General features: G+C 44.1%; 23 protein-coding genes. 2 read left to right on the top strand and 21 right to left on the bottom strand.

What is annotated here, in order from left to right; translation table 11 throughout:
- Window positions 1-19: 19 nt before the first annotated feature.
- From G4407_RS08215 to gpr, 11 genes are all read right to left on the bottom strand, one after another.
- Window positions 20-328 (bottom strand): L7Ae/L30e/S12e/Gadd45 family ribosomal protein, encoded by a 309-nt coding sequence (locus G4407_RS08215; protein ID WP_173688476.1) that lies wholly within the window; start codon window positions 326-328, stop codon window positions 20-22.
- Window positions 321-548 carry an RNase P modulator RnpM gene (gene rnpM / locus G4407_RS08220; RefSeq protein WP_420314998.1) on the bottom strand — a complete coding sequence of 76 codons (228 nt, stop codon included), beginning with the start codon at window positions 546-548 and terminating at the stop codon, window positions 321-323. The genes G4407_RS08215 and rnpM overlap by 8 nt, the downstream gene beginning before the upstream one ends.
- Before the next feature lie 65 nt (window positions 549-613).
- On the bottom strand, window positions 614-1,795 hold the full coding sequence (gene nusA, locus G4407_RS08225) for a transcription termination factor NusA (protein ID WP_173688477.1): 1,182 nt from the start codon (window positions 1,793-1,795) through the stop codon (window positions 614-616).
- A gap of 19 nt (window positions 1,796-1,814) precedes the next feature.
- Window positions 1,815-2,282, bottom strand: coding sequence for a ribosome maturation factor RimP (gene rimP, locus G4407_RS08230; RefSeq protein ID WP_173688478.1), 468 nt, complete (start codon window positions 2,280-2,282; stop codon window positions 1,815-1,817).
- Window positions 2,283-2,411: 129 nt separating this feature from the next.
- Window positions 2,412-2,972: a hypothetical protein gene (locus G4407_RS08235; protein WP_173688479.1), complete on the bottom strand. Its 561-nt coding sequence runs from the start codon at window positions 2,970-2,972 to the stop codon at window positions 2,412-2,414.
- Window positions 2,973-2,984: 12 nt separating this feature from the next.
- Window positions 2,985-3,983: a DnaJ domain-containing protein gene (locus G4407_RS08240; RefSeq protein ID WP_173688480.1), complete on the bottom strand. Its 999-nt coding sequence runs from the start codon at window positions 3,981-3,983 to the stop codon at window positions 2,985-2,987.
- On the bottom strand, window positions 3,983-5,734 hold the full coding sequence (locus G4407_RS08245) for a molecular chaperone HscC (RefSeq protein ID WP_173688481.1): 1,752 nt from the start codon (window positions 5,732-5,734) through the stop codon (window positions 3,983-3,985). The genes G4407_RS08240 and G4407_RS08245 overlap by 1 nt, the downstream gene beginning before the upstream one ends.
- 9 nt (window positions 5,735-5,743) lie before the next feature.
- The gene (locus tag G4407_RS08250; RefSeq protein WP_173688482.1) at window positions 5,744-7,984 is read right to left on the bottom strand and encodes a DNA gyrase/topoisomerase IV subunit A; all 2,241 of its coding nucleotides are present in this window, start codon (window positions 7,982-7,984) and stop codon (window positions 5,744-5,746) included.
- Window positions 7,985-8,064: 80 nt separating this feature from the next.
- Window positions 8,065-9,984, bottom strand: a complete 1,920-nt coding sequence (locus G4407_RS08255; RefSeq protein WP_173688483.1) for a DNA gyrase/topoisomerase IV subunit B — start codon at window positions 9,982-9,984, stop codon at window positions 8,065-8,067.
- 225 nt (window positions 9,985-10,209) lie between these two features.
- The gene (locus G4407_RS08260; protein ID WP_173688484.1) at window positions 10,210-11,388 is read right to left on the bottom strand and encodes a stage II sporulation protein P; all 1,179 of its coding nucleotides are present in this window, start codon (window positions 11,386-11,388) and stop codon (window positions 10,210-10,212) included.
- A gap of 119 nt (window positions 11,389-11,507) precedes the next feature.
- Window positions 11,508-12,470: a GPR endopeptidase gene (gene gpr, locus G4407_RS08265; protein WP_173688485.1), complete on the bottom strand. Its 963-nt coding sequence runs from the start codon at window positions 12,468-12,470 to the stop codon at window positions 11,508-11,510.
- A 194-nt stretch (window positions 12,471-12,664) separates the two neighbouring features.
- Between gpr and rpsT the strand changes: the two genes are divergently transcribed.
- Window positions 12,665-12,928, top strand: coding sequence for a 30S ribosomal protein S20 (rpsT, locus tag G4407_RS08270; protein ID WP_173688486.1), 264 nt, complete (start codon window positions 12,665-12,667; stop codon window positions 12,926-12,928).
- Window positions 12,929-13,074: 146 nt separating this feature from the next.
- Here rpsT and G4407_RS08275 read toward each other — a convergent pair whose 3' ends face one another.
- The 4 genes from G4407_RS08275 to G4407_RS08290 all read right to left on the bottom strand — a co-directional run bounded on the left by G4407_RS08275 (window position 13,075) and on the right by G4407_RS08290 (window position 16,911).
- The gene (locus tag G4407_RS08275) at window positions 13,075-13,716 is read right to left on the bottom strand and encodes a type I phosphoribosyltransferase (protein WP_173688487.1); all 642 of its coding nucleotides are present in this window, start codon (window positions 13,714-13,716) and stop codon (window positions 13,075-13,077) included.
- A gap of 449 nt (window positions 13,717-14,165) precedes the next feature.
- Window positions 14,166-15,185 carry a ketol-acid reductoisomerase gene (ilvC, locus tag G4407_RS08280; protein ID WP_173688488.1) on the bottom strand — a complete coding sequence of 340 codons (1,020 nt, stop codon included), beginning with the start codon at window positions 15,183-15,185 and terminating at the stop codon, window positions 14,166-14,168.
- Window positions 15,186-15,320: 135 nt separating this feature from the next.
- Complete coding sequence (gene ilvN / locus G4407_RS08285; RefSeq protein WP_117556485.1) at window positions 15,321-15,821, bottom strand: acetolactate synthase small subunit; 501 nt, start codon at window positions 15,819-15,821, stop codon at window positions 15,321-15,323.
- Between the two features lie 112 nt (window positions 15,822-15,933).
- A complete protein-coding gene (locus G4407_RS08290; protein WP_173688489.1) occupies window positions 15,934-16,911 on the bottom strand; it encodes a LacI family DNA-binding transcriptional regulator in 978 nt (325 codons plus the stop codon).
- A 196-nt stretch (window positions 16,912-17,107) separates the two neighbouring features.
- Here G4407_RS08290 and G4407_RS08295 point away from each other — a divergent pair, with 196 nt between their 5' ends.
- A complete protein-coding gene (locus tag G4407_RS08295) occupies window positions 17,108-17,731 on the top strand; it encodes an HAD family hydrolase (RefSeq protein WP_173688490.1) in 624 nt (207 codons plus the stop codon).
- Window positions 17,732-17,913: 182 nt separating this feature from the next.
- Here G4407_RS08295 and G4407_RS08300 read toward each other — a convergent pair whose 3' ends face one another.
- The 6 genes from G4407_RS08300 to G4407_RS08325 form a co-directional block, all read right to left on the bottom strand.
- The gene (locus G4407_RS08300; RefSeq protein ID WP_008369354.1) at window positions 17,914-18,156 is read right to left on the bottom strand and encodes a hypothetical protein; all 243 of its coding nucleotides are present in this window, start codon (window positions 18,154-18,156) and stop codon (window positions 17,914-17,916) included.
- 312 nt (window positions 18,157-18,468) lie between these two features.
- Window positions 18,469-18,681 carry a hypothetical protein gene (locus tag G4407_RS08305; RefSeq protein ID WP_008369357.1) on the bottom strand — a complete coding sequence of 71 codons (213 nt, stop codon included), beginning with the start codon at window positions 18,679-18,681 and terminating at the stop codon, window positions 18,469-18,471.
- Window positions 18,682-18,702: 21 nt separating this feature from the next.
- Window positions 18,703-20,175, bottom strand: a complete 1,473-nt coding sequence (locus tag G4407_RS16890; protein ID WP_173688491.1) for an ABC transporter ATP-binding protein — start codon at window positions 20,173-20,175, stop codon at window positions 18,703-18,705.
- On the bottom strand, window positions 20,165-21,160 hold the full coding sequence (locus G4407_RS08315) for an ABC transporter ATP-binding protein (protein ID WP_173688492.1): 996 nt from the start codon (window positions 21,158-21,160) through the stop codon (window positions 20,165-20,167). The genes G4407_RS16890 and G4407_RS08315 overlap by 11 nt, the downstream gene beginning before the upstream one ends.
- A gap of 8 nt (window positions 21,161-21,168) precedes the next feature.
- Entirely contained in the window at window positions 21,169-22,926 is a 1,758-nt protein-coding gene (locus G4407_RS08320; RefSeq protein WP_173688493.1) for an ABC transporter permease subunit, read from the bottom strand.
- 11 nt (window positions 22,927-22,937) lie between these two features.
- Window positions 22,938-23,918, bottom strand: a complete 981-nt coding sequence (locus G4407_RS08325; protein WP_008369366.1) for an ABC transporter permease — start codon at window positions 23,916-23,918, stop codon at window positions 22,938-22,940.
- Window positions 23,919-24,089: the final 171 nt, after the last annotated feature.

Genomic DNA, 24,089 nt, shown 5'->3' on the forward strand with positions numbered 1-24,089 from the left:
CTCCTGTATACAGTTCCTGCTATCCTTCTTCCGTATCCAGATGTTTTCTGATTCCTTTTGCAAACCCTGCATCTGTTACTGCAAGCGAAGCGCGGAACTCTTTTCCCATCGCATGGCCCAGGGTATCTTTATCTTCAAAAAAGTATATTGGCACTTTATAAAAATCACACATGTTCTGAAATTTCTTTTTTGTATTGTCCGATGCGTCGTCTGCCACGATCACCAGATGCGCGCGTCCTTCCTTGACTTCTTTTTCTGTCATGAATTCCCCGCTCTTTGTCTTGCCGGCTTTGGTCGCCAGACTGATCATCGATAATGCTCTATTCATGTCCAAGCTGCTCCAGCTCCTTTTCCAGATTTTCGTATACCTCTTTTGGTATCGCCTGTTTGAAAGAACGTTCCAGTCCTTTATTCTTTATTGCTTCCTGCAAACATTTTCTGGAAAAGCACAGATATGCCCCACGCCCGTTCTTACGTCCGGTTGCGTCCAGAATGAATTCGCCTTCTGCTGTTTTCAGAACACGCAGCATTTCTTTTTTGTTCTTCATTTCCTGACATCCCACGCATTTACGCATCGGGACCTTTTTGGTCGTACTCAAATAATCACCTCTGTCTATTCTTCATACAGATCAAGATCATCTGCTACTTCGTCCTCTGATTCTTCATCAGCAGAATATTCTTCGTCCGAATACTCTTCCTCCTGATAATCATCTTCATAATTCTCAGCCATATTCATATAATCTGCCGGAAGTTCGCCAGACTCGATCGCCTGTGTTTCATTCTTGATATCGATCTTATATCCGGTCAGTCTTGCTGCAAGACGTGCATTCTGACCTTCTTTACCGATTGCAAGTGAAAGCTGGTAATCCGGTACGATTACACTTGCTGTTCTCTCATCCGGATCAGCCATTACAGAAATAACCTTTGCCGGGCTGAGTGCATTCTCGATCAGGATTGCCGGGTTATCACTCCAGTTGATGATATCAATCTTTTCGCCGCGGAGTTCATTTACAACGGCTCCGACTCTGGCACCGTTCATACCAACGCATGCTCCAACCGGATCTACATCCGGGTCGTTAGACCATACTGCGATCTTGGTACGGGAACCTGCTTCTCTTGCAATGCTCTTGATCTCTACAATACCATCACGTACTTCGGTTACTTCTGCCTCAAAAAGACGCTTAACCAGTTCCGGATGTGTTCTTGATACAAGGATCTTTGGTCCTTTTGTCGTGTTCTTCACCTCTACAACGTAAAGTTTGATACGCTCTGTCGGCTCGAATTTCTCACCTTTTACCTGTTCATTCTCAGTAAGGATCGCATCTGCTTTTCCAAGGTTTACACTGACATTCTTGCCAATATATCTCTGAACCACACCTGTCACGATATCTTTTTCTTTTTCAAAGTACTGATCATATACAACTTTTCTTTCTTCTTCACGGATCTTCTGAAGAATCAGGTTCTTTGCATTCTGTGTTGCGATACGTCCGAAAGATTTGGACTCAACCGGGATCTGTACGATGTCACCGATCTCATAAGAAGGATCGATCATCTTCGCATCTGCAAGACTGATCTGTTCTACTTTGTCCTCTACTTCTTCTACAACGGTCTTCTCCTGGATCAGAGTGTAATCACATGTCTCCTTATCCATAATTACTTTGATATTGTCTGCTTTTCCGAAATGATTCTTACAGGCATTGATCAGTGAATTCTCAATGGCATCCATCAGAGTATCTCTGCTGATATCTTTTTCCTCTTCAAGAATTGTAAGTGCTTCTAATAATTCGGTATTCATTTCCTTCTTCCTCCTGTCACTAGAAATCGAACGCCAGACGGATCAGTGCGATATCTGCTTTGTCAAATGTCATCGTCTCACCGTCTTCATATTCAATGGTAACTGTATCTTTATCATAATCTTTTAAGATTCCAATAAACTCTTTCTGTCTGTCGATTGCCCGGTAAGTACGAACTTCTACTTCTTCTCCCAGGCTTCTTGCAAAGTCTTTTTCTTTCTTAAGCGGTCTGCCAAGTCCCGGCGAGCTCACTTCCAGAATATACGCTTCATCGATGAAATCCTTCTCATCCAGAATGTCTGAAAGTTCCCGGCTTACCACCTCACAGTCATCAACCATGATTCCGCCCGGCTTATCGATATAAGCACGCAGGTACCAGTTTCCACCCTCTTTTACATATTCCACATCCCAGAGATCAAATCCATGCTTTTCCACGATTGGGATCAGAATCTCTTCTGTTTTCTGTTCATATACTTCTTTTTTTGACAATCTGCAACTTCCTTTCTTTATCAGGTTCCAGAAATCTGTTGGATTCTGGTTATATGACTGGCAAAAAGAAGAGTGAACTTTCGTCCACTCTTCTGCCAGATTTCTTATGTAACTGCATACAGTATAGCACTACTTTTCCTGAAATGCAAGGATTTTTAAAATATATGCCTGATTCTCTTTGTAAAGACGCTTTCCATCGTTCTCTTTCAGCCATTTTACAACCTGGATATCTGCTGCCCAGTCATCTGCCCAGACTTCATCACCTTCGCCACGCGCCGCCGCTTTTTCTGCGATGTATCCCGCCGGGTCTTCCGTAAGATCTTTTAGTACTTCATATGCTTTTTCGTTCTTATCATCCAGATCCTGTATCAAAACAACGGTTTCTGTATCCGGTGTCTTTCCATCGAGCGCCTGCAGCTGTTCATTATATTTTTCCAGGTTCTCCAGGCTGTCCTTCGCATCCCCCAGACATTCTGTCAGGATTTCAATCTCCGTTTTTCCAGTACCACCCTTTGCAACCGGGCGGATGGATATTTCCGAATCAGCAGTCGTCTTTTTCAGTTCTTCCCGTATCCTCTCCTCATCGTGATCCATTCTTCCGATATCATATCCAAAATAAAAACCGCCAATTCCAACCACAACAAGAAGAACGATTGCAAAAATTCTTTTTCCGGATTTTTTCTTTTTCATCTTCCGTCCTCCTTACCCTAATATCGTACCTGCTATAATTCCAAGGATCATTCCTCCGATCCCGGTTCCGATAAGTGCCGCAAGATATAACAGTATCTTTACCGCTTTGGACTTTTCTTTCTTCGCTTTCGGAAGATCTGGTCCGGACCCAGTTCCCGGATTCCTTGTCTCCGGGCGTGGCTGCTCCACATCTTCCTGTCGTGGAATCCGTTCCGTTTCTTCCGCTGTCGGATATTTGAACGGAATTACTCCTGCTTCGAGAGCTGAAAAAAGCTTTCCGTCTATCCACTGGAAATACTGCCAGATTGCCGCATCGAACATCCGGTGGGTATCCAGAAAATGATACCAGGATTCCACAAAAGTCTTCGTCCTGAAATATTCTCTATACGCCGGTTCCTCCAGGATATCCTTCCAGTGGTACAGCTTATTCCGTTCCTTTTCATTCAGATACAGACTGATGCACTGTTCCATGATCTTCCGGATCTCACGGTCATCTGCGCCCTGTCGCTCAGAAGCATCCGCCATATTCTGGAACTGGCGGTCCCAGTCACTGTCCCATGTCCGGGAATCTTCCTCTAACTGTACAGGTGGCTCTCCTGCCTCTTCTTCCCGGAAACTTTCCTCAGAATCTTCGTCAGAATGCACAGGAAGTTCTTCATACTGCGCAGAAGATTCTTCTGACTGTGCATCTTCTTTCTGAGGATTTTCCATGTAAGCCTCTTCTGGGTTTCTCTCCGGCTCTGCATAATTCCATGTTTCAGATTCCGCTGCTTTTTCCTGCTCCGCTGCTCCCATCTCCATCTGCCGCGGTTCTTCCGGCATCTGTGTCTCTGCTTCGTTTTCAGCATTCCGCTCTGCCCACGCAAGCGCCTCTTCGTAAGCATCGTGGATCCTCTGAAATTCCTCCGGGTGTTCTTCCGGGTGGAACTCCCTGGACTTTGCCGCATATGCTCTCTTTATCTTTTTCTTTTCCGTTGTTGGTTCAATCCCAAGTACCGTAAAACAGTTCATCACTGCTGCCTCCTCCACTCGTCATACAGATAAGCTTCTATTTTGACCGGCACCGATCTCTTCGGTGTGTTCTCCACAATATCCAGAAGCTCACTCGTCCTTGTATACGCCTTCTCGATCGTCCGCAGATCCTGTGAATTTAATGCAACTGAAAAATCTGCCAGGATCTTGTCCAGATATTTCCGGATCTCTCCGGTATTTTCTTCGTAAAGACGGTCTCCTCTCTCCATCAGAAGGCGATTCTTTTCCTGCTCTCTTGGGTGGATCTTTATTTTCTGCAGCTCTTTTCTTCTTTCCTCGATCTGCTCCGGTGTCAGCTGGATATCTTTATTGACGATCACCTTACTGAAGTGCTCTTTTGTGCTGACAACTGTCACATCCACTTCCAGGATCCCGTTGATATCATAGGTAAATCTTACATCCACCGCTTCCCTCTGGTCCGCTCTTTTTGCCAGCGGAACCGGCACACGGATCCGCCCGAGCTCCAGATTCTGATCCGCAAAGCGGTGCTCACCCTGCAGGATCGTGATATCACAGTATTCCTGGAACTGATGCACTGTCCAGTACCGCTCTATCCGGCTGATCGGAAGTACCGAATTCCGCTCAATGATCGGAGACATGATCGCCGGTCCCCTGGTATCTCCGTGAATGATCTCGGTTCCAAGTGTAAACGGACAGATGTCTGTAAGAAGTACATCCCTCACTGCCTGCTTCCGCTCCTTGATTCCGGCATACATTCCGGCGCCGACTGCAACCGCAACATCCGGATCGATCTCACACCGCGGTCTTTTACCACTCAGAAACTGCAGATAATTCTGCACGATCTTCATCTTACCGGATCCACCGATCATAATGATCTCGTCAATATCCTCCCAGCCATAACCGCTGTCATCCATCGCCCGCTTGAGCGGAATTCCGATTCCTTCAAGCAGCTTTGAGGACACTTCAAGAAGTCCTTTCGCATCCAGCTTCATCTGGTAAACCTGTCCGCCGATCACAACTTCCATCTCGCCCTCCGGCTCACTTGTCAGCTTCCGCTTCAGCTTTTCACTCTCACGGATCAGGCTGGCTCTCTCTTCATTGGTAATCCTACCCTCATCGATCTGGTTGACACTCAGGAATTTCTCTGCAATTGCACGGTTCACGTCATCTCCGCCGAGATGATTGTCCCCGGCAACTGCCACGATCTCGATCACACTGTCAAATGCATTTACGATCGAGATATCCAGAGTTCCTCCGCCAAAATCAAACACCAGAAAGGTCTGATCCTCCTCAGTCTTTCCAAAGCGATAGGCAAGTGCTGCCGCCGACGGCTCATTGACCAGACGTTCCACTGTAAGTCCGGCAAGCTCTCCTGCCATCTTCGTCGCATTTCTCTGAAAATCATTAAAATACGCCGGAACACTGATGACTGCCTCTTCAACCGGCTCACCCAGGTATTTTTCCGCATCTTCTTTCAGCTGCCGCAGGACCATGGACGACAGATCTGCCGCTGTAAACCGCCTGTTTCCAAGTATAAATGTCTTCTCTGTCCCCATAAAACGCTTGAAGCTTGCCACTGTACTTTCCGGATGGGAGATCAGCCGCTCTTTTGCGGTTTTTCCCACCAGCATTTCACCGTTTTCATCAATTCCTACTACCGACGGTGTTAAATATTCTCCCAGATTATTTGGAATCAACGTGCATTTATCATCCTGCCACACGCTTACCAGACTGTTTGTTGTTCCAAGATCAATTCCTACCGTTGCCATATAACCGACCTACTTTCTCATTCGTGTTCCTGTTCCATCTCTTTTCGCCCGTTTCAAACGGTTCAGTGTCACTTCTTTTTCATGGAAGATCACCTTGCTCTCCGTTCCTTCTTCAAACAGATATACCTCTTCCACACTGTCATTTTTCTGTAATTTCATACCGCGCACACCAACTGCACCCTTTTTCTTCTCCGAAACTTCTTCCGCCGGGAAACGGAGCACAAATCCATTCTCCGTCATCAGAACTACATCCTGCACATCCCGGATTGGCTGGATGCTTACCAGTGCATCTTCGTCCTGCAGTTTCGTTGCCGCGATTGTCCGCTTAGTTACCTGGAATTCACTTCCTGCCACCTTTTTGATCATTCCCTGCTTCGTGGCAAACAGGAATTTGGAGAAAAAGAGTTCTCTGTCATCACACAGATATACGATTCCTTCTTTTGTACTGTCAAAATTACTTACATTGTCGATTGGAAATCCTTTGTCCCTGAACTTTCCGTAAGGGAGATCCATCACTTTGATCTGATGCATCTTGCCATCCGATGTAAATAGACACAGCTTGCCGGTATTCATACAGCGCAGAATATACTTATTCTCCTTATCTGCCGCCTCCCGGTTACGTTCATAGACGGATCCATCCACCGTCTTTGCATAACCAAAGCGGTCCATCAGAAGGACAACCTCCTGCTCCTGTACTTTATTTTCCTCAAACACAGCTTCTTCTGCATTCTCGATCTTTGTTTTACGCTTCACGGCATATTCTTTTTTCAGCGCATCCAGATCATCAATGATCACCTGCGCCATAGAATCATAATTATTCAGAATATCCTCATATTTTGCAATGTTTGCAAGCGTTGTCTCATGCTCCTTCATCAGTGCCTCGATTTCCAGACCGATCAGCTTGTACAGACGCATCTCCAGAATCGCCTGTGCCTGCCGGTCGGTAAACCGGAGCATGGATGCCATTTTTTCGGATCTTTTCGACTTAAACTTGATCTTCTCTGTCGCACCTGTTGTCAGACATTCTTTTGCATCCCTGATGGACGAGCTTCCACGCAGGATCTCAATGATCAGGTCGATCACATCACACGCCTTGATCAGACCCTCCTGGATTTCTTTTTTATCCTGCTCTTTTTTCAGCAGCGTTTTGTATTTTCTGGTTGCAAGTTCAAACTGGAAATCTACATGATGTTCGATGATACGTTTGAGTCCCAGTACTTCCGGTCTGCCATCGGCTACCGCAAGCATATTGACACCAAAAGTATCCTCCAGTCTGGTCTTTTTATAAAGCATGTTGATCAGGTTGTCCACATCTGCATCACGCTTCACTTCAATTACAATACGGATTCCTTCCTTGGAAGACTGATTGGAAATGTCTACGATGTCACTGGTCTTCTTTGTCTCCACCAGATTGCAGACATCGTTCAGAAATTTACCGATTCCGGCTCCGATCATGGTGTACGGGATTTCGGAAATGACGATCTTCTTCCGTCCACCTTTTATCTCTTCCACATCTACTTTTCCACGAATCTTGATCTTTCCGGTTCCGGTCTCATAAATCTCTGCCAGATCATCTTTATTGACGACGATCCCGCCTGTCGGGAAATCCGGTCCCTTGATGTACTTCATCAACTGTTTTGTAGTGATGTCATTGTTCTTCATGTATGCCTTAACCGCATCCACAATCTCACCCAGGTTATGTGTCGGAATACTGGTTGCCATACCAACTGCGATTCCTTCCGCACCGTTCAGCAGAAGGTTCGGAATCCTTACCGGAAGAACTGCCGGTTCTTTTTCTGTCTCATCAAAATTCGGTACAAAATCAATGATATCTTTGTCCAGATCGGCAAGATATGCCTCCTGTGTGATTTTCGCCAGTCTTGCTTCGGTATAACGCATGGCTGCCGCCCCGTCTCCTTCAATGGAGCCGAAGTTTCCATGACCATCTACCAGGATCATTCCTTTTTTGAACTCCTGTGCCATAACAACCAGTGCTTCATAGATCGAGCTGTCTCCATGGGGATGATATTTACCCATGGTATCCCCGACAATACGCGCACATTTACGGTACGGCTTGTCGTAACGGATTCCCAGCTCATACATGTCATAGAGTGTTCTTCTCTGTACCGGTTTCAGACCATCCCTGACATCCGGGAGGGCTCTGGAAATAATAACACTCATGGCATAGTCAATATATGATTTTTTCATCAGCTCCGAATATTCCGTCCGGATGATCTGTGACTCTTCCATTTTCTCTTACCTCTTCTAGTTTATGTTTTCTGATGCACAGACTTTCTCCTTTTGAAAATCCATGCCTTTCCGATCTGTTTTTAAATATCCAGTTCTGCCTCTGTCGCATTTTCATAAATAAATGCGCGGCGCGGCGGAACTTCTGTTCCCATCAGCATCTCTGTTACACCGGATGCCATACGTGCATCCTCGATCTCGATCCGTTTCATCATTCGGGTTTCCGGGTTGAGGGTTGTCTCCCAGAGCTGCTCTGCATCCATTTCACCCAGACCTTTGTATCGCTGCAGGGTAAAGTCAGAATGGGTCTTTCTGTATCTCTCCAGTGCCTTATCATCGTAAAGGTACTCTTCTTCTCCCTTTTTCGGCATCGCCTTATAAAGCGGCGGCATTGCCACGTAGACATGCCCCTCGTAGATCAGTTCCGGCATAAACCGGTAGAATAAAGTCAGGAGCAGCGTGGAAATATGTGCTCCATCCACGTCCGCATCCGCCATGATGATAATCTTGTCATACCGCAGCTTTGTGATATCAAAGTCATTACCGTATCCCTCTGAAAATCCACATCCGAATGCATTGATCATGGTCTTGATCTCGGCATTTGCCAGAACCTTATCGATGCTTGCTTTTTCCACATTCAGGATCTTTCCACGGATCGGCAGGATTGCCTGATACATTCTGTCGCGGGCAGTCTTTGCGCTTCCTCCCGCAGAATCTCCCTCGACGATGAAGATTTCACATTTGGATGCATCCCGGCTCTCACAGTTTGCAAGCTTTCCGTTGCTGTCAAAGGAATATTTCTGCCTGGTCAGAAGATTTGTCTTTGCCTTTTCCTCACTTTTACGGATCTTCGCTGCCTTTTCCGCACAGGAAAGAACCTTTTTCAGTGTCTCCAGATTCCGGTCAAAGAAACGCGGGATCTCATCACTGGTCACCTTTCCGGTCGCTTTTGCCGCATCCTGGTTGTCCAGCTTTGTCTTGGTCTGTCCCTCAAATCTCGGATCCGGGTGCTTGATCGATACGATCGCCGTCATTCCGTTCCGCACATCTGCACCGGTAAAGTTGGCATCCTTATCCTTTAACACACCAATTTCACGGGCATACTGGTTCATGATCGTCGTAAATGTCGTCTTGAACCCGGTCAGGTGGGTTCCCCCTTCCGCATTATAAATATTGTTGCAGAAGCCTAGTACATTTTCATGGAATTCATTCACATACTGGAATGCAACTTCCACTTCGATGCCTTCTGCCTCTCCTTTATAGTAAACCGGATCGTGGATCACTTCTTTTTTGGAATTCAGATCCTTGATAAACCCAATGATCCCATCCGGTTCATGATACTCAATCCTCTCTTCCTGTGTCTTTCTTTTATCTGTAAATATAATCGTCAGTTCCGGATTCAGGTAGGCTGTCTCATGCAGTCGGCTCTTGATCTCTTCCTCTTTAAATCTCGTCTTCTCGAAAATTGTCGGATCTGGAAGAAAATTGACACAGGTCCCGGTCTTTTTGGTCTTTCCGATCACCGGAAGGAGCCCATCCTCCAGTTCTACCACCGGAATTCCTCTCTCATAACGGTCGTGGTGAACCGCACCGTCACGGCTGATCTTTACATCCATATAAGTAGACAGTGCATTAACAACCGAAGAACCTACTCCGTGCAGACCGCCACTTGTCTTGTATGCCGAATCATCGAACTTACCTCCTGCATGAAGGGTGGTATATACGATTCTGGCTGCCGATACTCCTTTTGCATGCATGCCTACCGGCACACCTCGTCCATTATCTGTTACCGTTGCAGAACCGTCCTTTTCCAGTGTCACCTCGATCTGTGAACAAAATCCTGCCAGATGCTCATCTACCGCATTATCTACAATTTCGTACACCAGGTGGTTAAGCCCCTTGGTACTGACGCTTCCAATATACATTCCCGGTCTTTTCCGGACAGCTTCCAGTCCTTCCAGAATGGTAATACTCTCCGCATCATATGTAGTCTTTTTTGCCATTTTCTTCCTCTCCTCTTATGATCCATTCTAAAATATCCAGGTAAAATCCTGCGGCAGCAGCCTCCCTACAATCCCCCGGATTCCCTGATCTGTTTCTTCAATTCAGTAAGAAAAATTCTATCTCAATTTCAATCCTCTTGTCAAGCCAAATTGACCTCTCCTGCCATTATAACATATTTTATATCGGTAAATTTCTATAGTTTCCATTTTGTCATAAGACTCCTTCTATTGTCCGGTCAGCACACTATTTAAAAGATCTGCCAGCACCTCCATGGCATTTCGCATTTCCTCTACCGTGTTAGTCTGCGCGCCCGCCTCAATAAGAAGCATCCGCGGCATCAGATCCATATTGTATTTATAGCCGCGAAGATAGTTTCTCCTTGCAAATCCCGGATATTTTGTTTCTGCCGCAATCTTCATCTGCAGGGAAAATGCAAGATTATCCTGCAAATATGGATTGGCCATTCCGGCAAGATCTCCGTTTACCCGTGTCCGGCTCAGTCCATTAAAAAACATGATCTGTGCCGTCGGTTTTCCATTTATCTCCGTCACCAGATGCGTAGTATCCGCCACGCCGTCTCTATGCAGATCGATCACCACTTCGATACTCGGATTTTCCGCAAGGATCTGTTCCACCTCAGGTTTGGCAAATTCATAAGCTTCGCTCCGGTCCAGTTTACCATCGATCAGATCATATACTCCCTCATGATGCATGGTCGGAATCTTGTATTTGTCATTTAAAATCTCCGTCAGATAACGCCCGATCCCTACAATTGAGGTGGACGGATCATTGTCTGAATCTGCAAATGTCTCCTGGGAATGGGTGTGATAGATCAGGATTTTCGAACCGCCCGTACCCAGATCAATCCTCAGATCCTTTCCAAGCAGCTCCGAAGCGTTCAACTCCGAAGGATTGATATACGTCACGCTGTCCACCGTATAAAAATTGCTCACAAGATATTCAAAATCATTTAGCCGGTCCATCGAAAGATCCATCGTCGGTACGGACGCCTGCCTTGTCTCTTCGCTTTTATCTTCCCCGATAAGCTGTCCGTTTTCATCCACCGAATTTTCTTCTTCCGCCTGCTTTTTTGCAAGAAGCGCATAGGTGGCCTCATCTTCTGTCATAAGCTCTGCCGCCTCCCGCTCAGTCACATAATTACCAAGAGGAATCAGGGCAGATGCCATGTGGACGACAGCCTCCGTCATCCGGATTTTCCCTTGTTTTTTCTCCGTATATGTAACTCCCGGCATATAAAGCCGCTCCGCATTTTCCTGAACACTCTGGATCATCCTGATCTTCCAGGATCTCGGGATCAGTGAACCGCTGCTTTTTGCTTCCAGTCCCCAGATTCCCAAAATCATAATGGCGAGAAGCACACAAATTCTCTGTTCTTTTTTCATCTGCGCGCCTCCCTGCCTGTTTCTGAAGATTACCGTAGCAAAACCCTATCTTTCCAGACTGGATCCTGCCCCGGATCTTTTGTGTCATATTGACATAATATATGCAACTCACCGCCTGATTATGTCGCTGAAGCTGCAAAAAGCATATTCAGCGCCTCAGAAATCGTATAACTGATTCGCCTGACGGTCTCATCAATATCTTTTGGTGTGACAAACATTCCATTTAAATGTGGTGCGATCAGTTCCTTGATCAGCTCATATTTTTCTGCCGGACTGTATCCTTTGATCACACTTGCCATGCCTTTTAAAGATTCAGATACTTCCACTGCACTGAGCAGATTATCCATCGTATCACCTACAATGGTTGCCGCATCCACTACAGTCGGCACACCGATTGCAATCACCGGGATCCCGACTGTCTTTTCCGTGATTGCATTCCGGTGATTTCCCACCCCGGATCCCGGATTAATTCCCGTATCCGCGATCTGGATCGTCCGGTTCAGCCTTTTTGAATTTCTCGCTGCCAGCGCATCGATCACCAGAAGGATATCCGGTTTTGTCTCTGCCACCACCCCCCGGATCACCTCTACAGTCTCCATTCCGGTCTGCCCCATAACCCCCGGTACGATCGCGCTGACCGACCAGACCTCATCTTCCCCTGTCGCATACTTTCCGTACTCCTCAATGATATGCCTTGTGATATGCAGGTTGTCTACCACATAAGGGCCAAGTGCGTCCGGTGTCACCTGACGGTTGCCAAGACCGACCACCAGGATCTTTTCCATCTTTCTTTTGGGAAGCAGTTCTCCAATGAATTTCCGAAGCTGCTGTGAAACCTCCTCATGATATCCTTCATCGGGAACTGCCATTTCCGGTGCCTCGATCGTAATATAGCTGCCAACCGGTTTTCCCATCACTTTTGCTCCGTTTTCGGTCTTAATCTGCACTGTTGTGATGCGGATCTCATTTTCCTCATCATACTCTTCCGTCAGGATCACACCCTGGACCTCAACATGGTCAGCTTCAAATCGTTCCTTCTCTTCCAGAGCCAGATCCGTCCTGATATTATACTTTTCAACCATAGTCCTCTCCCATTTCTGTATTTTCTGTTTTATTCACTTAGTTTTTCGCAAAAAAATTGGAATTATGTATTGACAAGCAATCTTTCTTCGCCTAAAATAAATAAGTGTGTTCGACGGATGTTCCGTGTCACTTTTCGTCGAATTCAATATTATGATTATATAATTTATGAAATGATAATTTGGAGGTGTCGGAAATGGCTAATATTAAATCCGCAAAAAAGAGAATTTTAGTAACTGAGACAAAGACAGCTAGAAATAAAGCAATCAAATCTAAAGTGAAAACTTATGTAAAGAAAGTTGAAACTGCTGTTGAAAAGAAAGATGTTGAAGCTGCAAAGGCTGCATTAAAAGAAGCAATCTCTGTAATCAACAAAGCAGGAAGCAAGGGTGTTTACCACAAAAATACTTGCGCAAGAAAAATCTCTCGTTTAACAAAAGCTGTTAACGAAATTGCTTAATTCCGGTTTCGAGATAAATAATGAATGATAAAAAGGCAGCCATCCCGTCAGTGGCTGTCTTTATTGTTTTCATAAATCTTTAAAAAAGAGTCTGTACTGAATGCTGCTTGCATCCGGTACAGACTTTTTTGTCTTCTGATTTTCTCTTATAATTTAGAATAGCCGTAGCTGTTCACGATAGCTTCGATCCGCTGTCCTTCTCTGCACTTCGGGCAATCCTCCGGAGAATACGCTCTGTAATGTGGAAGGTCACTGCTTGTGAAGATCGTATTGACTTCCATTCCTGCAATCTTGTTGACTGAACTGAAAATTGCGCTGATTCCGCAGACTCTTCCTCCGTAGTACAGAATGGACTCGATTGCCTGTTTGACAGATTTACCGGTTGTGATGGACGCTGCAAGGATCAGGACCTGTTTGTTCTCGACCATTCTCTGTTTGTTGTCACGGAACAGGATCTGTCCGTCCTGATACATCTCCGGGGTAATAATGGAAATGTTGTTTCCTTTGCTGAGTGAGTACTGGTTCTCATCGGCAAGCTGCTCGGCAAGGAAAGTTCCGATCACTTCTGTCTCTTCCATGCAAACGATGGTATCTACCGTTGTGTTAGAAAGGTAAGCTGCTGCAAGAACTTTTGCAGTCTCACGGGCGTTGTTGTGACGGGATTTGACCGTCGACATGTCGATGTAGGTGTTGATGTGGGAATGACTTGTTGCAAAGTGTCCTTTTAAAATTTTAATTCGCGCCTTTGGGTTTTTGGTGGAGCGAAGGTCTTCCAGTCTTTCATCCATTTCTAGTTCCTCCTTTAAGTTGTTTTGGTGGTTTTGACTGGTTTTAGTATAGCACAGAGGGGTGGGTTGTGCAATATGTATATTTGGTGGTGGGTGGAAGTTGGGTGGTTTGATGGTTTGGTGGTTTGACAGGACTTTTGTTTTGGGGGGACGCCAAACTGGCGCGGGAGCGCGGTTTGGCTGGATTGAGTTTGTGGTTTGACGGGACTTCTGTTTTGGGGGGACGCGGAATTGGCGCGAGGCGCGATTCCGCTGGTTGTGTTTTTAGAGTTTGTGGGTCGAATGATTTACGATACAAGCCGGTCAGAGTCTCACAAGCAGAGCTTGTTCGACCGTTGGCGGCGCCAACTAACTAATCAGAAATAGAAGGAGTCCGGGAAAAGCATGCGAGCATGTTTTTCCCGGACTCCTTCTATTTCCGCTTAGCTGACCGGCTTGTTGCCTATCGCTTAGTTATTGATCAGTTTATCCTCACCGTTCCAGCTGTAGAGTTTTCTGATTTCTTCTCCAACTACTTCTGATGGGTGTTCTGCGGCTTTCTTTCTCATTGCTTTGAAGTGTACCTGACGTCCTGCTGGTGACATGTCGAGAAGGAATTCTTTTGCGAATGTTCCGTCCTGGATGTCTGAGAGGATCTTCTTCATTGCTTTCTTTGTATCTTCTGTGATGATCTTTGGTCCTGTGATGTAATCACCGTATTCTGCTGTGTTGGAGATTGAGTATCTCATTCCGGCGAATCCGCTCTGGTAGATCAGGTCTACGATAAGTTTCATTTCATGGATGCATTCGAAGTATGCGTTTCTTGGATCGTATCCTGCTTCGCAAAGTGTTTCGAAACCTGCCTGCATAAGGGCACATACACCACCGCAAAGTACAGCCTGTTCTCCGAAGAGGTCTGTTTCTGTCTCTACTCTGTATGTTGTTTCAAGAAGTCCGGCTCTTGCTCCACCGATTGCAAGACCGTAAGCAAGTGCTCTGTCCCAGGCTTTTCCTGTGTAATCCTGTTCTACTGCGATCAGACATGGTGTTCCTTTTCCTGCCTGGTATTCGCTTCTTACTGTATGTCCTGGTGCTTTTGGAGCGATCATTGTTACATCTACGTATGACGGAGGTGTAATGCATCCGAAGTGGATGTTGAATCCATGTGCGAACATCAGCATGTTACCTTCTTCAAGGTTTGGTTCAATGTCTTTCTTATACATATCTGCCTGAAGTTCATCGTTGATAAGGATCATGATGATATCAGCTTTCTTTGCAGCTTCTGCTGCTGTATATACTTCAAATCCCTGAGCTTCTGCTTTTGCCCATGATTTGCTTCCTTCGTAAAGACCGATAATGACATTGCATCCTGAATCTTTCAGGTTCAGTGCATGTGCATGTCCCTGGCTACCATATCCGATGATAGCGATTGTCTGTCCTTCTAATACTGATAAATTACAGTCTTCCTGATAAAAAATTCTTGCTGCCATTTTTAATTTCCTCCTATGACTTATTGATTCTATAGAGTTAAAGGCTCCATGCCCCTAGCTTTCTTATGTAACTACTGCTGCACCCCTGAAGGTGCTGCTTTCGAGCTCTGAGCTCTTTTTAAACGTCCCTCTGCTTTAATCAAACATGATCACGTCATCGCTTCCACGCTTCAGACCGGTAATACCAGTTCTTGCCAGCTCCAGGATCTCATATCCTTCCAGAAGCTCCATAAACGCTTTCAACTTTGATTCGGTTCCCGTCAGTTCAATCATCAGACAGTCTTTTTCAACATCAACGATCTTCGCGCGGAAAATATCTGCCAGTGAAATAAGATCTGCTCTTTCAGATGCATTTGCACGAACCTTGATCATAACCAGTTCTCTGCATACTGAATTGCTGTCATTTAACGGCTTCACCTCAATCACGTCTTCCATCTTGCGAACCTGCTTCTCGATCTGTGAAAGAATCTGTTCATCTCCACTTGCTACGATCGTGATCCTTGTAAATCTCGGATCTGCAGTTGTACCTGCGGTAATACTTTCAATATTGTATCCCCGTCTGCTGAACAATCCTGCCATACGGCTTAATAGTCCCGGATTGTTATAAACCAAAATTGAATAAGCTTGTTTTCTCATAACATACTCCTTTACTTTACAAAACAGAGTGCGTTCTGTTTTTTTATTGTAGCAATTGACACTACCTTTGTCAAGTAGCTTTCTAAAATTTTATCACTTTAATTCGATTTTATCAATTAGAGGAACCTCTAATTATTGTTTTCACACTGATTTTTCCGGATTTTGTCAAAATATATCCTTTTATCATCTGGACATATAATTCTTCGATTACCTGCCGGACAAATCGTTTTTTGTCAAATTCGACTGTTGTCAGCTGTGGGCGGCAAATGAGTGCTGTTTCTTCTTTTCCGACTGCCATCACTTCAATTTCCTCCGGCACCTTGATTTCCAGATCATGCAGATAACCGACAGCCTCTGCTCCCTGTACGGCAGATGCAAATACGAGAATATCTGCGGATAATGCAAGCCCTGCCAGCCGGATTTTATAGAACATTCTCCGCAGATCCCTGTCTTTTGGAATTTCCAGATATTGTTCTTCTTCAAGAAAGCAGCCTTTTTTTGAAAATATTTTCTGCATTCCCTGCCATACCACTTTCCCGTACTCTTCCGTTCCATCCAGAAACCAGATTCTCTGTTCCTTTCTTTTAAGCAGAAACCTTGCGACTTCCTCACCGGCTTTTCCGTAAATCCGGTCTGTTCTGTATATCGCAGCCACCGGAACCGCACACATCTGCCGGATTCTTGTACACTCCTCTTCATTGAGCCAGATACAGATAACCCCATCCAGTTTCCATACTGCCGCATATCGTACAAATTCTTCTGCTGTTTTCACAAAATGCAGCAGCATATAATATTCCCTCTCGTCCAGACTCTTCTCGATCTCACGCAATATTTCTTCTAATTTTTCACTCTCCTGCTCCCATTCCTGCCTTTTCCCAACAACTACAGCAATCATCCCGGAAGATTTTCCTGAAAGGATACGCGCTCCCATGCTCGGGGCATATTCCTGTTCATCCAGGATCTCCTCTATCCTTTTTCTTGTCTTTCTTGATACTTTTTCCGTTCTTCCATGGATCACATTCGATACAGTTGTTGCACTCACTCCGGCTATTTTTGCAACATCTTTGATCCTGATTTTCCCCTCAGCCATTTCTTTTCCCCACTTACTTCTTTTATTTTCTCTGTTTCTACTATCTTACACTTCTTTTCTTCTTTCTTACTAATTCGCATTTTTTCGACAGCACCTGTAACTTTTCGATAAAATATTTTACAGACCATTGCCCGGATACCCGCTTTGTGCTATCCTTAACCTGTTAAATAATTTTTCAGATACAGGAGATTGAATCATGGATGGTATTATATTTGACGTAGACGGCACACTCTGGGACTCCACCGAAGCAGTTGCCAGATCCTGGAATCAGGCGATAGATGAGAATACGGATTTTTCCCTCTCACTTACAGCAGATGGGCTTAAGTCACTTTTCGGAAAAACAATGGATGAGATCACGCTTGCACTCTTTCCTTCCTGCCCAAAAGAAGAACGTGACCGGATCGGCTATCTTTGCTTTGACTATGAAAACCGGCTGCTTGAAACCGATCATGGTATTCTTTACCCGGATGTTGCACGGACACTGGAAAGCCTTTCTCGGAAAACCGACCTTTATATCGTCAGCAACTGCCAGTGTGGATATATCGAAGTTTTTCTAAAAACGATGGGACTCGGAAAATATATCAAAGATTTTTTATGCTTTGGTCAGACACAGGTTCCAAAAAACGAATCCATCCGTCTTCTGATGGAGCGCAATCATCTGCAGGATGTGGTCTATGTCGGAGATACCTCAGGTGATTTTGATGCCTGTCAGAAGGCAGACGTGCCTTTTATTTATGCTTCGTATGGATTTGGTGATGTTTCGGATCCACCAAGACAGATTGGCGCAATCAGGGAACTTCCTGCTCTTCTTGGACTGTAGATTTTCTCTGTTTATGTTCCTGGTTCAGGATTATATAGCAGTTTTTTCCATCATTAAGCATGTCACCGGTAGTTTTCTTCCATACACATGACAATATAAAAAGATCAGAGTCTGATAACCACATTTTTTATCATTCTCTGATCTTTTTATATTGAATTCTTTCCAGTGGATTTTCCTTCTCTTTATTCCACATCCTCTTCATCAAATTCACACACCACATAATACCCCTGCGGTGTCTGCTTTACGTCAATCACCTTTCCCTGTCCGGACTTAAGCCTCTGCCATGAACGGTAATTGGCACTCATTGCCACAGCCGGCTCAATCGTATAATAAAAATACGCAGCTACAACGCCCTCTGTCACATCAACAATCTGTCCGGGCTCAACCAGTCCCGGACGCTCCATTTTAAATTCCATCTGTCTCATTTCTGCCTGATACCTGCCTCTTTTTCTATATTGTATTCGTTTTTACTTGTAATTGCAAGCATTTACACAGACTGTTTTGTGACGTAGCTTTGAAGCAGAACGCCGCTGTCAGGTGCCTTTTTAGCCACCTGATCTAAAACAACTGAAATCACATTATCCTTCGTTCTATTCGGATTTCTTACACTGCTTTTCATGCAGAACTTCCGGAACGATCATATAATGCTCCTCAATCAATTTTGCTGTCTTTTCAACAGATTATTGATGCCTTCCTGGTATATTCCATTCATTCTTCCTTTCAGATTTTTGCAGTTTTTATAAAAAGAACAGGCTGATCCCCACAATTACTGCAAGTGTAATAGCCAGAGCCGGCCAGAGTGCCCAGAAGGCACCCAAAACCATGGCCAGATAATCTCCCTTTTCAAAAACAATGTTCTGGTCACTCATCTGCTTTTTAAATTCCAGAAACTTTTTATCCTGTTCCTCCAACTGTCTTCCTCGTTTGCTGTATCCTCCAAAAAAGCTCATGATAATTCCTTTCTATTAACCTTATGAATCCTTTTCTACTCCAAGTGGATTGTGACAGGCCACAAAGTGTCCCGGTCTCATTTCCACAAGTTCCGGTATAATATGCTTACAGATCTCTGTACAGTATTTACATCTTGTATGGAACTTACATCCTTTTGGCGGATGAACCGGACTTGGAATATCTCCTTCAAGCGGAATCATCTCTCTGTCAGAATCGACGTCTGTTGTCGGGATTGCCGATAACAATGCTTCTGTATACGGATGTGTCGGATGGTCAAACATTTCCTGTGACTCAGCAAGCTCTACGATGTTTCCAAGGTACATAACACCGATTCTGTCACTGATATATTTTACAACACTCAAACCATGTGAAATAAATAAGTATGCAAGATTGTCTTCGCTTCCGAGATCCTTCAGAAGGTTGACGATCTGTGACTGAATGGAAACGTCAAGTGCGGAAACCGCCTCATCGCAGACTACAAATCTTGGTTTTAATGCAAGTGCACGTGCAATACCGATTCTCTGTCTCTGACCGCCGGAGAACTGGTGTGGATAACGATGGATCATGTATGGTGCAAGTCCACATTTTTCCATAACTTCCATTACATATGCCTGCATTTTTTCATCATTTTTCTTAAAAATGCCATGTGCAAGAAGGCCTTCTCCGATGATCTGTCCAACTGTCATACGTGGATTCAGTGATGAGTATGGATCCTGGAAGATCATCTGCATATCTTTACGGAGGAAACGCATTTCTTGTGTTTTAAGTCTCGCAAGATCTACTCCATCATCACGGTATGCTTCGTATTTTGCAAAAGCTTCATCGTTTTTATATTTGCTGCGGAGTTCTTCTAATTTCTTTTCCGCCTTTTCAAGTTCAACCATCTTCTCTGCAATTTCTTTTGTCTTATCTGTGCCTTCCATCTGGTTTTCTTCATTTAAACCGCTGATCACTCTGGCAACTTTAAATTTGTCAAGCAGTAATTGTTCTGCTTCTTTTGTGTCATCTAAGCTGTAGAATCCACCGATGATCTGAACAAGGTTCAGAAATTCCATATTACATTTCTTCTGGATATTTTCACATTCAGCCTGTTTCTGGAATTTTTCCGCAGAATCTTCCATTTTTTCATATTCTGCTTTTAATGTTTCTGCCTTTGCTTCTAATTCAGCAATTTTCTTTTTACTGGAAGAAATATTTTTAATTGTCTCATCTACATAAAGCGGTGCCATATCGGTAAGAGTTCTGCCGTAATACATTGTCTTACCTTCTGTCTGTTTGTAAATCTGAAGTAAAGTTCTTCCAAATGTTGATTTTCCGCATCCGGATTCTCCAACAAGACCAACTGTTTCTCCTTCGTAAATATTCAGAGTAATTCCGTCATTGGCTCTTACATACTCCTGCTCTTTCTGGAACAGCTTTGTTTTCTTAAGTGGAAACCACTGTTTCAGATCCGTGACCTTCAAAAGCACTTTCTTTTCATCATTATTTGGCATGGCGTGCCTCCTTATCCGGGTAGAAACAACGAATCAAGTGATTGTCTTCTGCCAACTCTAATTTTGGTTCTTCATTCAAACATTTCTCTGTTGCATATTTACAACGCGGAGCGAATTTGCATCCCTTCGGAAGATCCAGCGGATGAGGTACTGCTCCCGGAATTGCCTCAAGTCTTGCTCCAACCGGTGTATCCAGACGCGGAATTGAAGTCATAAGTCCTTCCGTATATGGATGTGAGCAGGTTGTCTCTTTTGCAAATATAGTTCTTGCTTTACACATTTCCACAACCTGACCGCAATACATAACTGCTACTTCATCTGCCATCTGATTGATAACTCCAAGGTCATGTGTGATGAACAGAATCGAGGTCCCTTTTTCCTTTTTCAGTTCATTCATCAGTTTTAAGATCTGTGCCTGAATGGTAACGTCCAAAGCAGTGGTCGGTTCGTCAGCGATCAGAAGACTTGGTTCGCAGGCAAGAGCCATGGCGATCATAACTCTCTGACGCATTCCACCTGACAGCTGATGCGGGAACTGTTTCATAACAGATTCCGGATTCGGGATCTTAACCGCTTTTAACATTTCAAGTGATTTCTCACTTGCTTCTTTTTTTGTAATTTTCTGATGAGTTAAATAAACTTCATTTAACTGTTTTTCGATCGTATATACCGGGTTCAGACTTGTCATCGGTTCCTGGAAAATAACGGAAATCTCATTTCCACGAATCTGGTACATATCATTGATTGTACACTCCGCAAGATTTCTTCCCTTGAAAGTAATTGTACCGCTGTCGATATATCCGTTTCCATCCAGAAGCTTTAAGATACTCATTGCCGATACACTCTTTCCACTTCCGGATTCTCCTACGATACCTAATGTTTTCCCAGGCTCTACTCGATAGGAAACACCGTTGACCGCTTTTACAATTCCTTTTTTTGTCTTAAAAAATGTATGTAGATCATCTACTTCCAATAAATATGCCATCGTTATTCCTACCTTTCATTTGCTTTCGGGTCAACTGCTCTACGAAGTCCGTCACCAAACAAGTTGATACTTACAGTACAAAGTCCTAATACAACTGACGGGAATACCCATCTCCACCAGTACTGTGAGATAACTTCTGAAGAACGACAGTTGTTCAGCATATTTCCCCATGAAGGAATTGGCTCTGCAACACCGAATCCTAAGAATGATAATCCGGATTCTGTTAACATACAGGTTGCAAATGAGATTGTTGCCTGTACAATGATAATCGTCATTACGTTCGGTACGATATGACGGAAAATAATATTCTTTTCTCTTACCCCCAGTGCTTTTGCAGCAACAACGAATTCTTTGTTACGCTCTGCAAGCACCTGTGCACGGACGAGACCTGCGATACCAGTCCATCCGAGGAAACCGAGGATCAACATGATCATGATGATTCTTCCGACATCAGATACTTTATTTCCGATCAAAGCAGAAAGGATCAGTGCCAGTGGGATGAACGGAAGGGATCCGACAACCTCTGACAGACGCATAAGAAGGATATCCACGGTTCCACCGTAGTATCCGGAAATACCACCTACTAAGATACCGATCGCGAACTGGATGATAACAGCGATGAATCCAACGGTCATAGTCATCTGTCCACCCTTTAAGATACGATAGAATACGTTTCTTCCAAGGTTATCTGTCCCAAGTAAGTAACCTTTCAGTCCCCATGTTACAACAGAGCCATCTTCTTTGATGATGCAGTTCTGATAATAACCGGAAGTTAATTTTGCAATATTGGATGCTTTTGTAGGAACTGTTGCCTGTTTGTTTTCGTTTCCGCCCCAGGCTACCGCGTTTCCATCCTCTGTCACAACAACAAGATGGTTACGTCCACCTGAAATATCCACCGCTTTGCCCTGTACTTCTTCCGGTACAGAGAAAATATGGTCATGGTTGTTTCCCCAGACTTTTACGGTACCATCTTTTAGTACAGCCGCTGCTGCTTTATCTGTCAAAGCGATTTTCTCTACTTTTCCCTGAATCTCTTCCGGTACATTATCTAAAGCAGTTTCTTTCTTTGCAAGAGAGATGACTTTTCCATCCTTTGTAAGGGCGATGGCTGTCTGAATATTTGCTTTTACTTCTTTGACTTTTTCGTCCTTTACATTAGCTGTAGAAATATCAACTGCACTTGTGTTTCCCCATGAAACAACTTTTCCGTCTTCTGTTACAACAACGGATACCTGATATCCCGCTTCAATATCAGCGATTTTTTTGCCTTTCAGCTCCGGCGGGATCACATTAAGTCCCATTCGGTTGAAGCCCCAGGTATATAAATTACCTTTATCGTTGATTGCCAGCACATGATCCTGACCAACTGCGATATCAACAACTTTTCCCATATCAGCCGGGATTTTTTTCAGGTTTTTCGTTAACTGTCCCCACTCATAAACGTAACCGTCTTTGTCAACTCCTACACCGTATGTCGGACCAAATTCAATCACTTCGGCATTGTCTTTTAAATCTGATGGAACCGAAAGGAATGAAAATCCCGGTGCGATATTTTTCTGTGTTGGATCCTGATAGTTTAAATCCTGGTGAAACCAGATCGGAAGGATAAAACACATTGCAAAAATTGATACGAATACGATCAATCCCCCCATAGCCAGTTTGTTTTCCAGCAGATTTTTTATAATCGTACGAAAAGGACTTTGCATCTGTTCTTCTTCAAGAACGGAACGCTGCTCTTTTTCTTTCTTCTTTCCAAATAACATTTGTCTTCCTCCTAATCGAGTTTAATTCTTGGATCAACGATACAGTAACATAAGTCTGTGATCAGGTTTGCAGCAAGTCCTAACAAAATGTAAAACATCTGCATGGACAATGCGACTGTATAGTCATGCTGGTTCAAGGAATCGATCAGAAGTTTTCCGACACCTTTCCATGAGAACAGGGTCTCAATGATAACCGCTCCACCAAAGATACCTACGATAGAGCCTACGATCCAGCCTGTGATCGGGATCATTGCGTTACGGAACGCATGTTTGTAAATAACAGTTTTTTCTTTCAGACCTTTAGCACGGGCTGTTCTAACATAATCCATAGATAATGCATCAAGAAGAGCTCCTCTGACATAACGGATCAGTCCACCGATACCTGTCAGACATACAATGATAGGAAGTGCCATATGATATAAATAATCTAAGAATGCTCTGAAGCCAGTGAAATTCGCACCGGTTGTAACCATTCCACTGATCGGGAAAATCGGAATTTTAATCGCAAACAGGTAGATAAAGATCAGCGCCGAAATAAATGAAGGAATACTGATACCGATCATTGTTGCTACCTGAAGTGATGTATCAAATACCGTATCTTTTTTTACTGCACATTTGATTCCCAGCGGAATTCCGATCGCGAAAAGGAAAATATAATATACAACGTTTAATGCGATTGTATTTTTCATCGGCGGTCCGATCAGTTCTTTAACCGGAATACGATATACGGTAGAGTAACCGAAATCTCCCTGTAAGATATTTCCCATCCAGCTTAAATACTGAACCGGAATCGGTTTATCAAGTCCAAGACGTACTCTTGCCTGTTGATAGAGCATCTCATACTGTTCCGGTGAAACGCTCTGCTTCTGTCCCTCGACCATAAGTCTGGCAGGATCACCAGGTACCATTTTGAAGATACCAAACAGTAAGATGGAAAGCAGGAAGAATACTATAATAATATAACCAAGTCTTTTCAATATGTATTTTGCCATAATGTAGTTTTCTCCTTCTGGATTATATAGTTATCCTGAATTATCTATGACATGTGATTCTTTCTGAATACTTCGTCATAATTTTGTTTTTCACACTAAGAAAAGATACGGGAAGACAGAACGTTTCCCTTTGTTCTGTCCTCCCTGTTTTGTCATGCATATCAGATGTTA

The organism is Allocoprococcus comes, from assembly GCF_013300725.1.
GTDB classification, from domain to species: Bacteria; Bacillota; Clostridia; order Lachnospirales; family Lachnospiraceae; genus Allocoprococcus; species Allocoprococcus comes_A.

Excerpts from the sequence above, each read along its gene's own strand:
- G4407_RS08215 (WP_173688476.1), bottom strand. The coding sequence starts at position 328 with ATGAATAGAGCATTATCGATGATCAGTCTGGCGACCAAAGCCGGCAAG.
- rnpM (WP_420314998.1), bottom strand. The coding sequence starts at position 548 with ATGAAGAACAAAAAAGAAATGCTGCGTGTTCTGAAAACAGCAGAAGGC.
- nusA (WP_173688477.1), bottom strand. The coding sequence starts at position 1,795 with ATGAATACCGAATTATTAGAAGCACTTACAATTCTTGAAGAGGAAAAA.
- G4407_RS08235 (WP_173688479.1), bottom strand. The coding sequence starts at position 2,972 with ATGAAAAAGAAAAAATCCGGAAAAAGAATTTTTGCAATCGTTCTTCTT.
- G4407_RS08240 (WP_173688480.1), bottom strand. The coding sequence starts at position 3,983 with ATGAACTGTTTTACGGTACTTGGGATTGAACCAACAACGGAAAAGAAA.
- G4407_RS08245 (WP_173688481.1), bottom strand. The coding sequence starts at position 5,734 with ATGGCAACGGTAGGAATTGATCTTGGAACAACAAACAGTCTGGTAAGC.
- G4407_RS08250 (WP_173688482.1), bottom strand. The coding sequence starts at position 7,984 with ATGGAAGAGTCACAGATCATCCGGACGGAATATTCGGAGCTGATGAAA.
- G4407_RS08255 (WP_173688483.1), bottom strand. The coding sequence starts at position 9,984 with ATGGCAAAAAAGACTACATATGATGCGGAGAGTATTACCATTCTGGAA.
- G4407_RS08260 (WP_173688484.1), bottom strand. The coding sequence starts at position 11,388 with ATGAAAAAAGAACAGAGAATTTGTGTGCTTCTCGCCATTATGATTTTG.
- gpr (WP_173688485.1), bottom strand. The coding sequence starts at position 12,470 with ATGGTTGAAAAGTATAATATCAGGACGGATCTGGCTCTGGAAGAGAAG.
- rpsT (WP_173688486.1), top strand. The coding sequence starts at position 12,665 with ATGGCTAATATTAAATCCGCAAAAAAGAGAATTTTAGTAACTGAGACA.
- G4407_RS08275 (WP_173688487.1), bottom strand. The coding sequence starts at position 13,716 with ATGGATGAAAGACTGGAAGACCTTCGCTCCACCAAAAACCCAAAGGCG.
- ilvC (WP_173688488.1), bottom strand. The coding sequence starts at position 15,185 with ATGGCAGCAAGAATTTTTTATCAGGAAGACTGTAATTTATCAGTATTA.
- ilvN (WP_117556485.1), bottom strand. The coding sequence starts at position 15,821 with ATGAGAAAACAAGCTTATTCAATTTTGGTTTATAACAATCCGGGACTA.
- G4407_RS08290 (WP_173688489.1), bottom strand. The coding sequence starts at position 16,911 with ATGGCTGAGGGGAAAATCAGGATCAAAGATGTTGCAAAAATAGCCGGA.
- G4407_RS08295 (WP_173688490.1), top strand. The coding sequence starts at position 17,108 with ATGGATGGTATTATATTTGACGTAGACGGCACACTCTGGGACTCCACC.
- G4407_RS08300 (WP_008369354.1), bottom strand. The coding sequence starts at position 18,156 with ATGAGACAGATGGAATTTAAAATGGAGCGTCCGGGACTGGTTGAGCCC.
- G4407_RS08305 (WP_008369357.1), bottom strand. The coding sequence starts at position 18,681 with ATGAGCTTTTTTGGAGGATACAGCAAACGAGGAAGACAGTTGGAGGAA.
- G4407_RS16890 (WP_173688491.1), bottom strand. The coding sequence starts at position 20,175 with ATGCCAAATAATGATGAAAAGAAAGTGCTTTTGAAGGTCACGGATCTG.
- G4407_RS08315 (WP_173688492.1), bottom strand. The coding sequence starts at position 21,160 with ATGGCATATTTATTGGAAGTAGATGATCTACATACATTTTTTAAGACA.
- G4407_RS08320 (WP_173688493.1), bottom strand. The coding sequence starts at position 22,926 with ATGTTATTTGGAAAGAAGAAAGAAAAAGAGCAGCGTTCCGTTCTTGAA.
- G4407_RS08325 (WP_008369366.1), bottom strand. The coding sequence starts at position 23,918 with ATGGCAAAATACATATTGAAAAGACTTGGTTATATTATTATAGTATTC.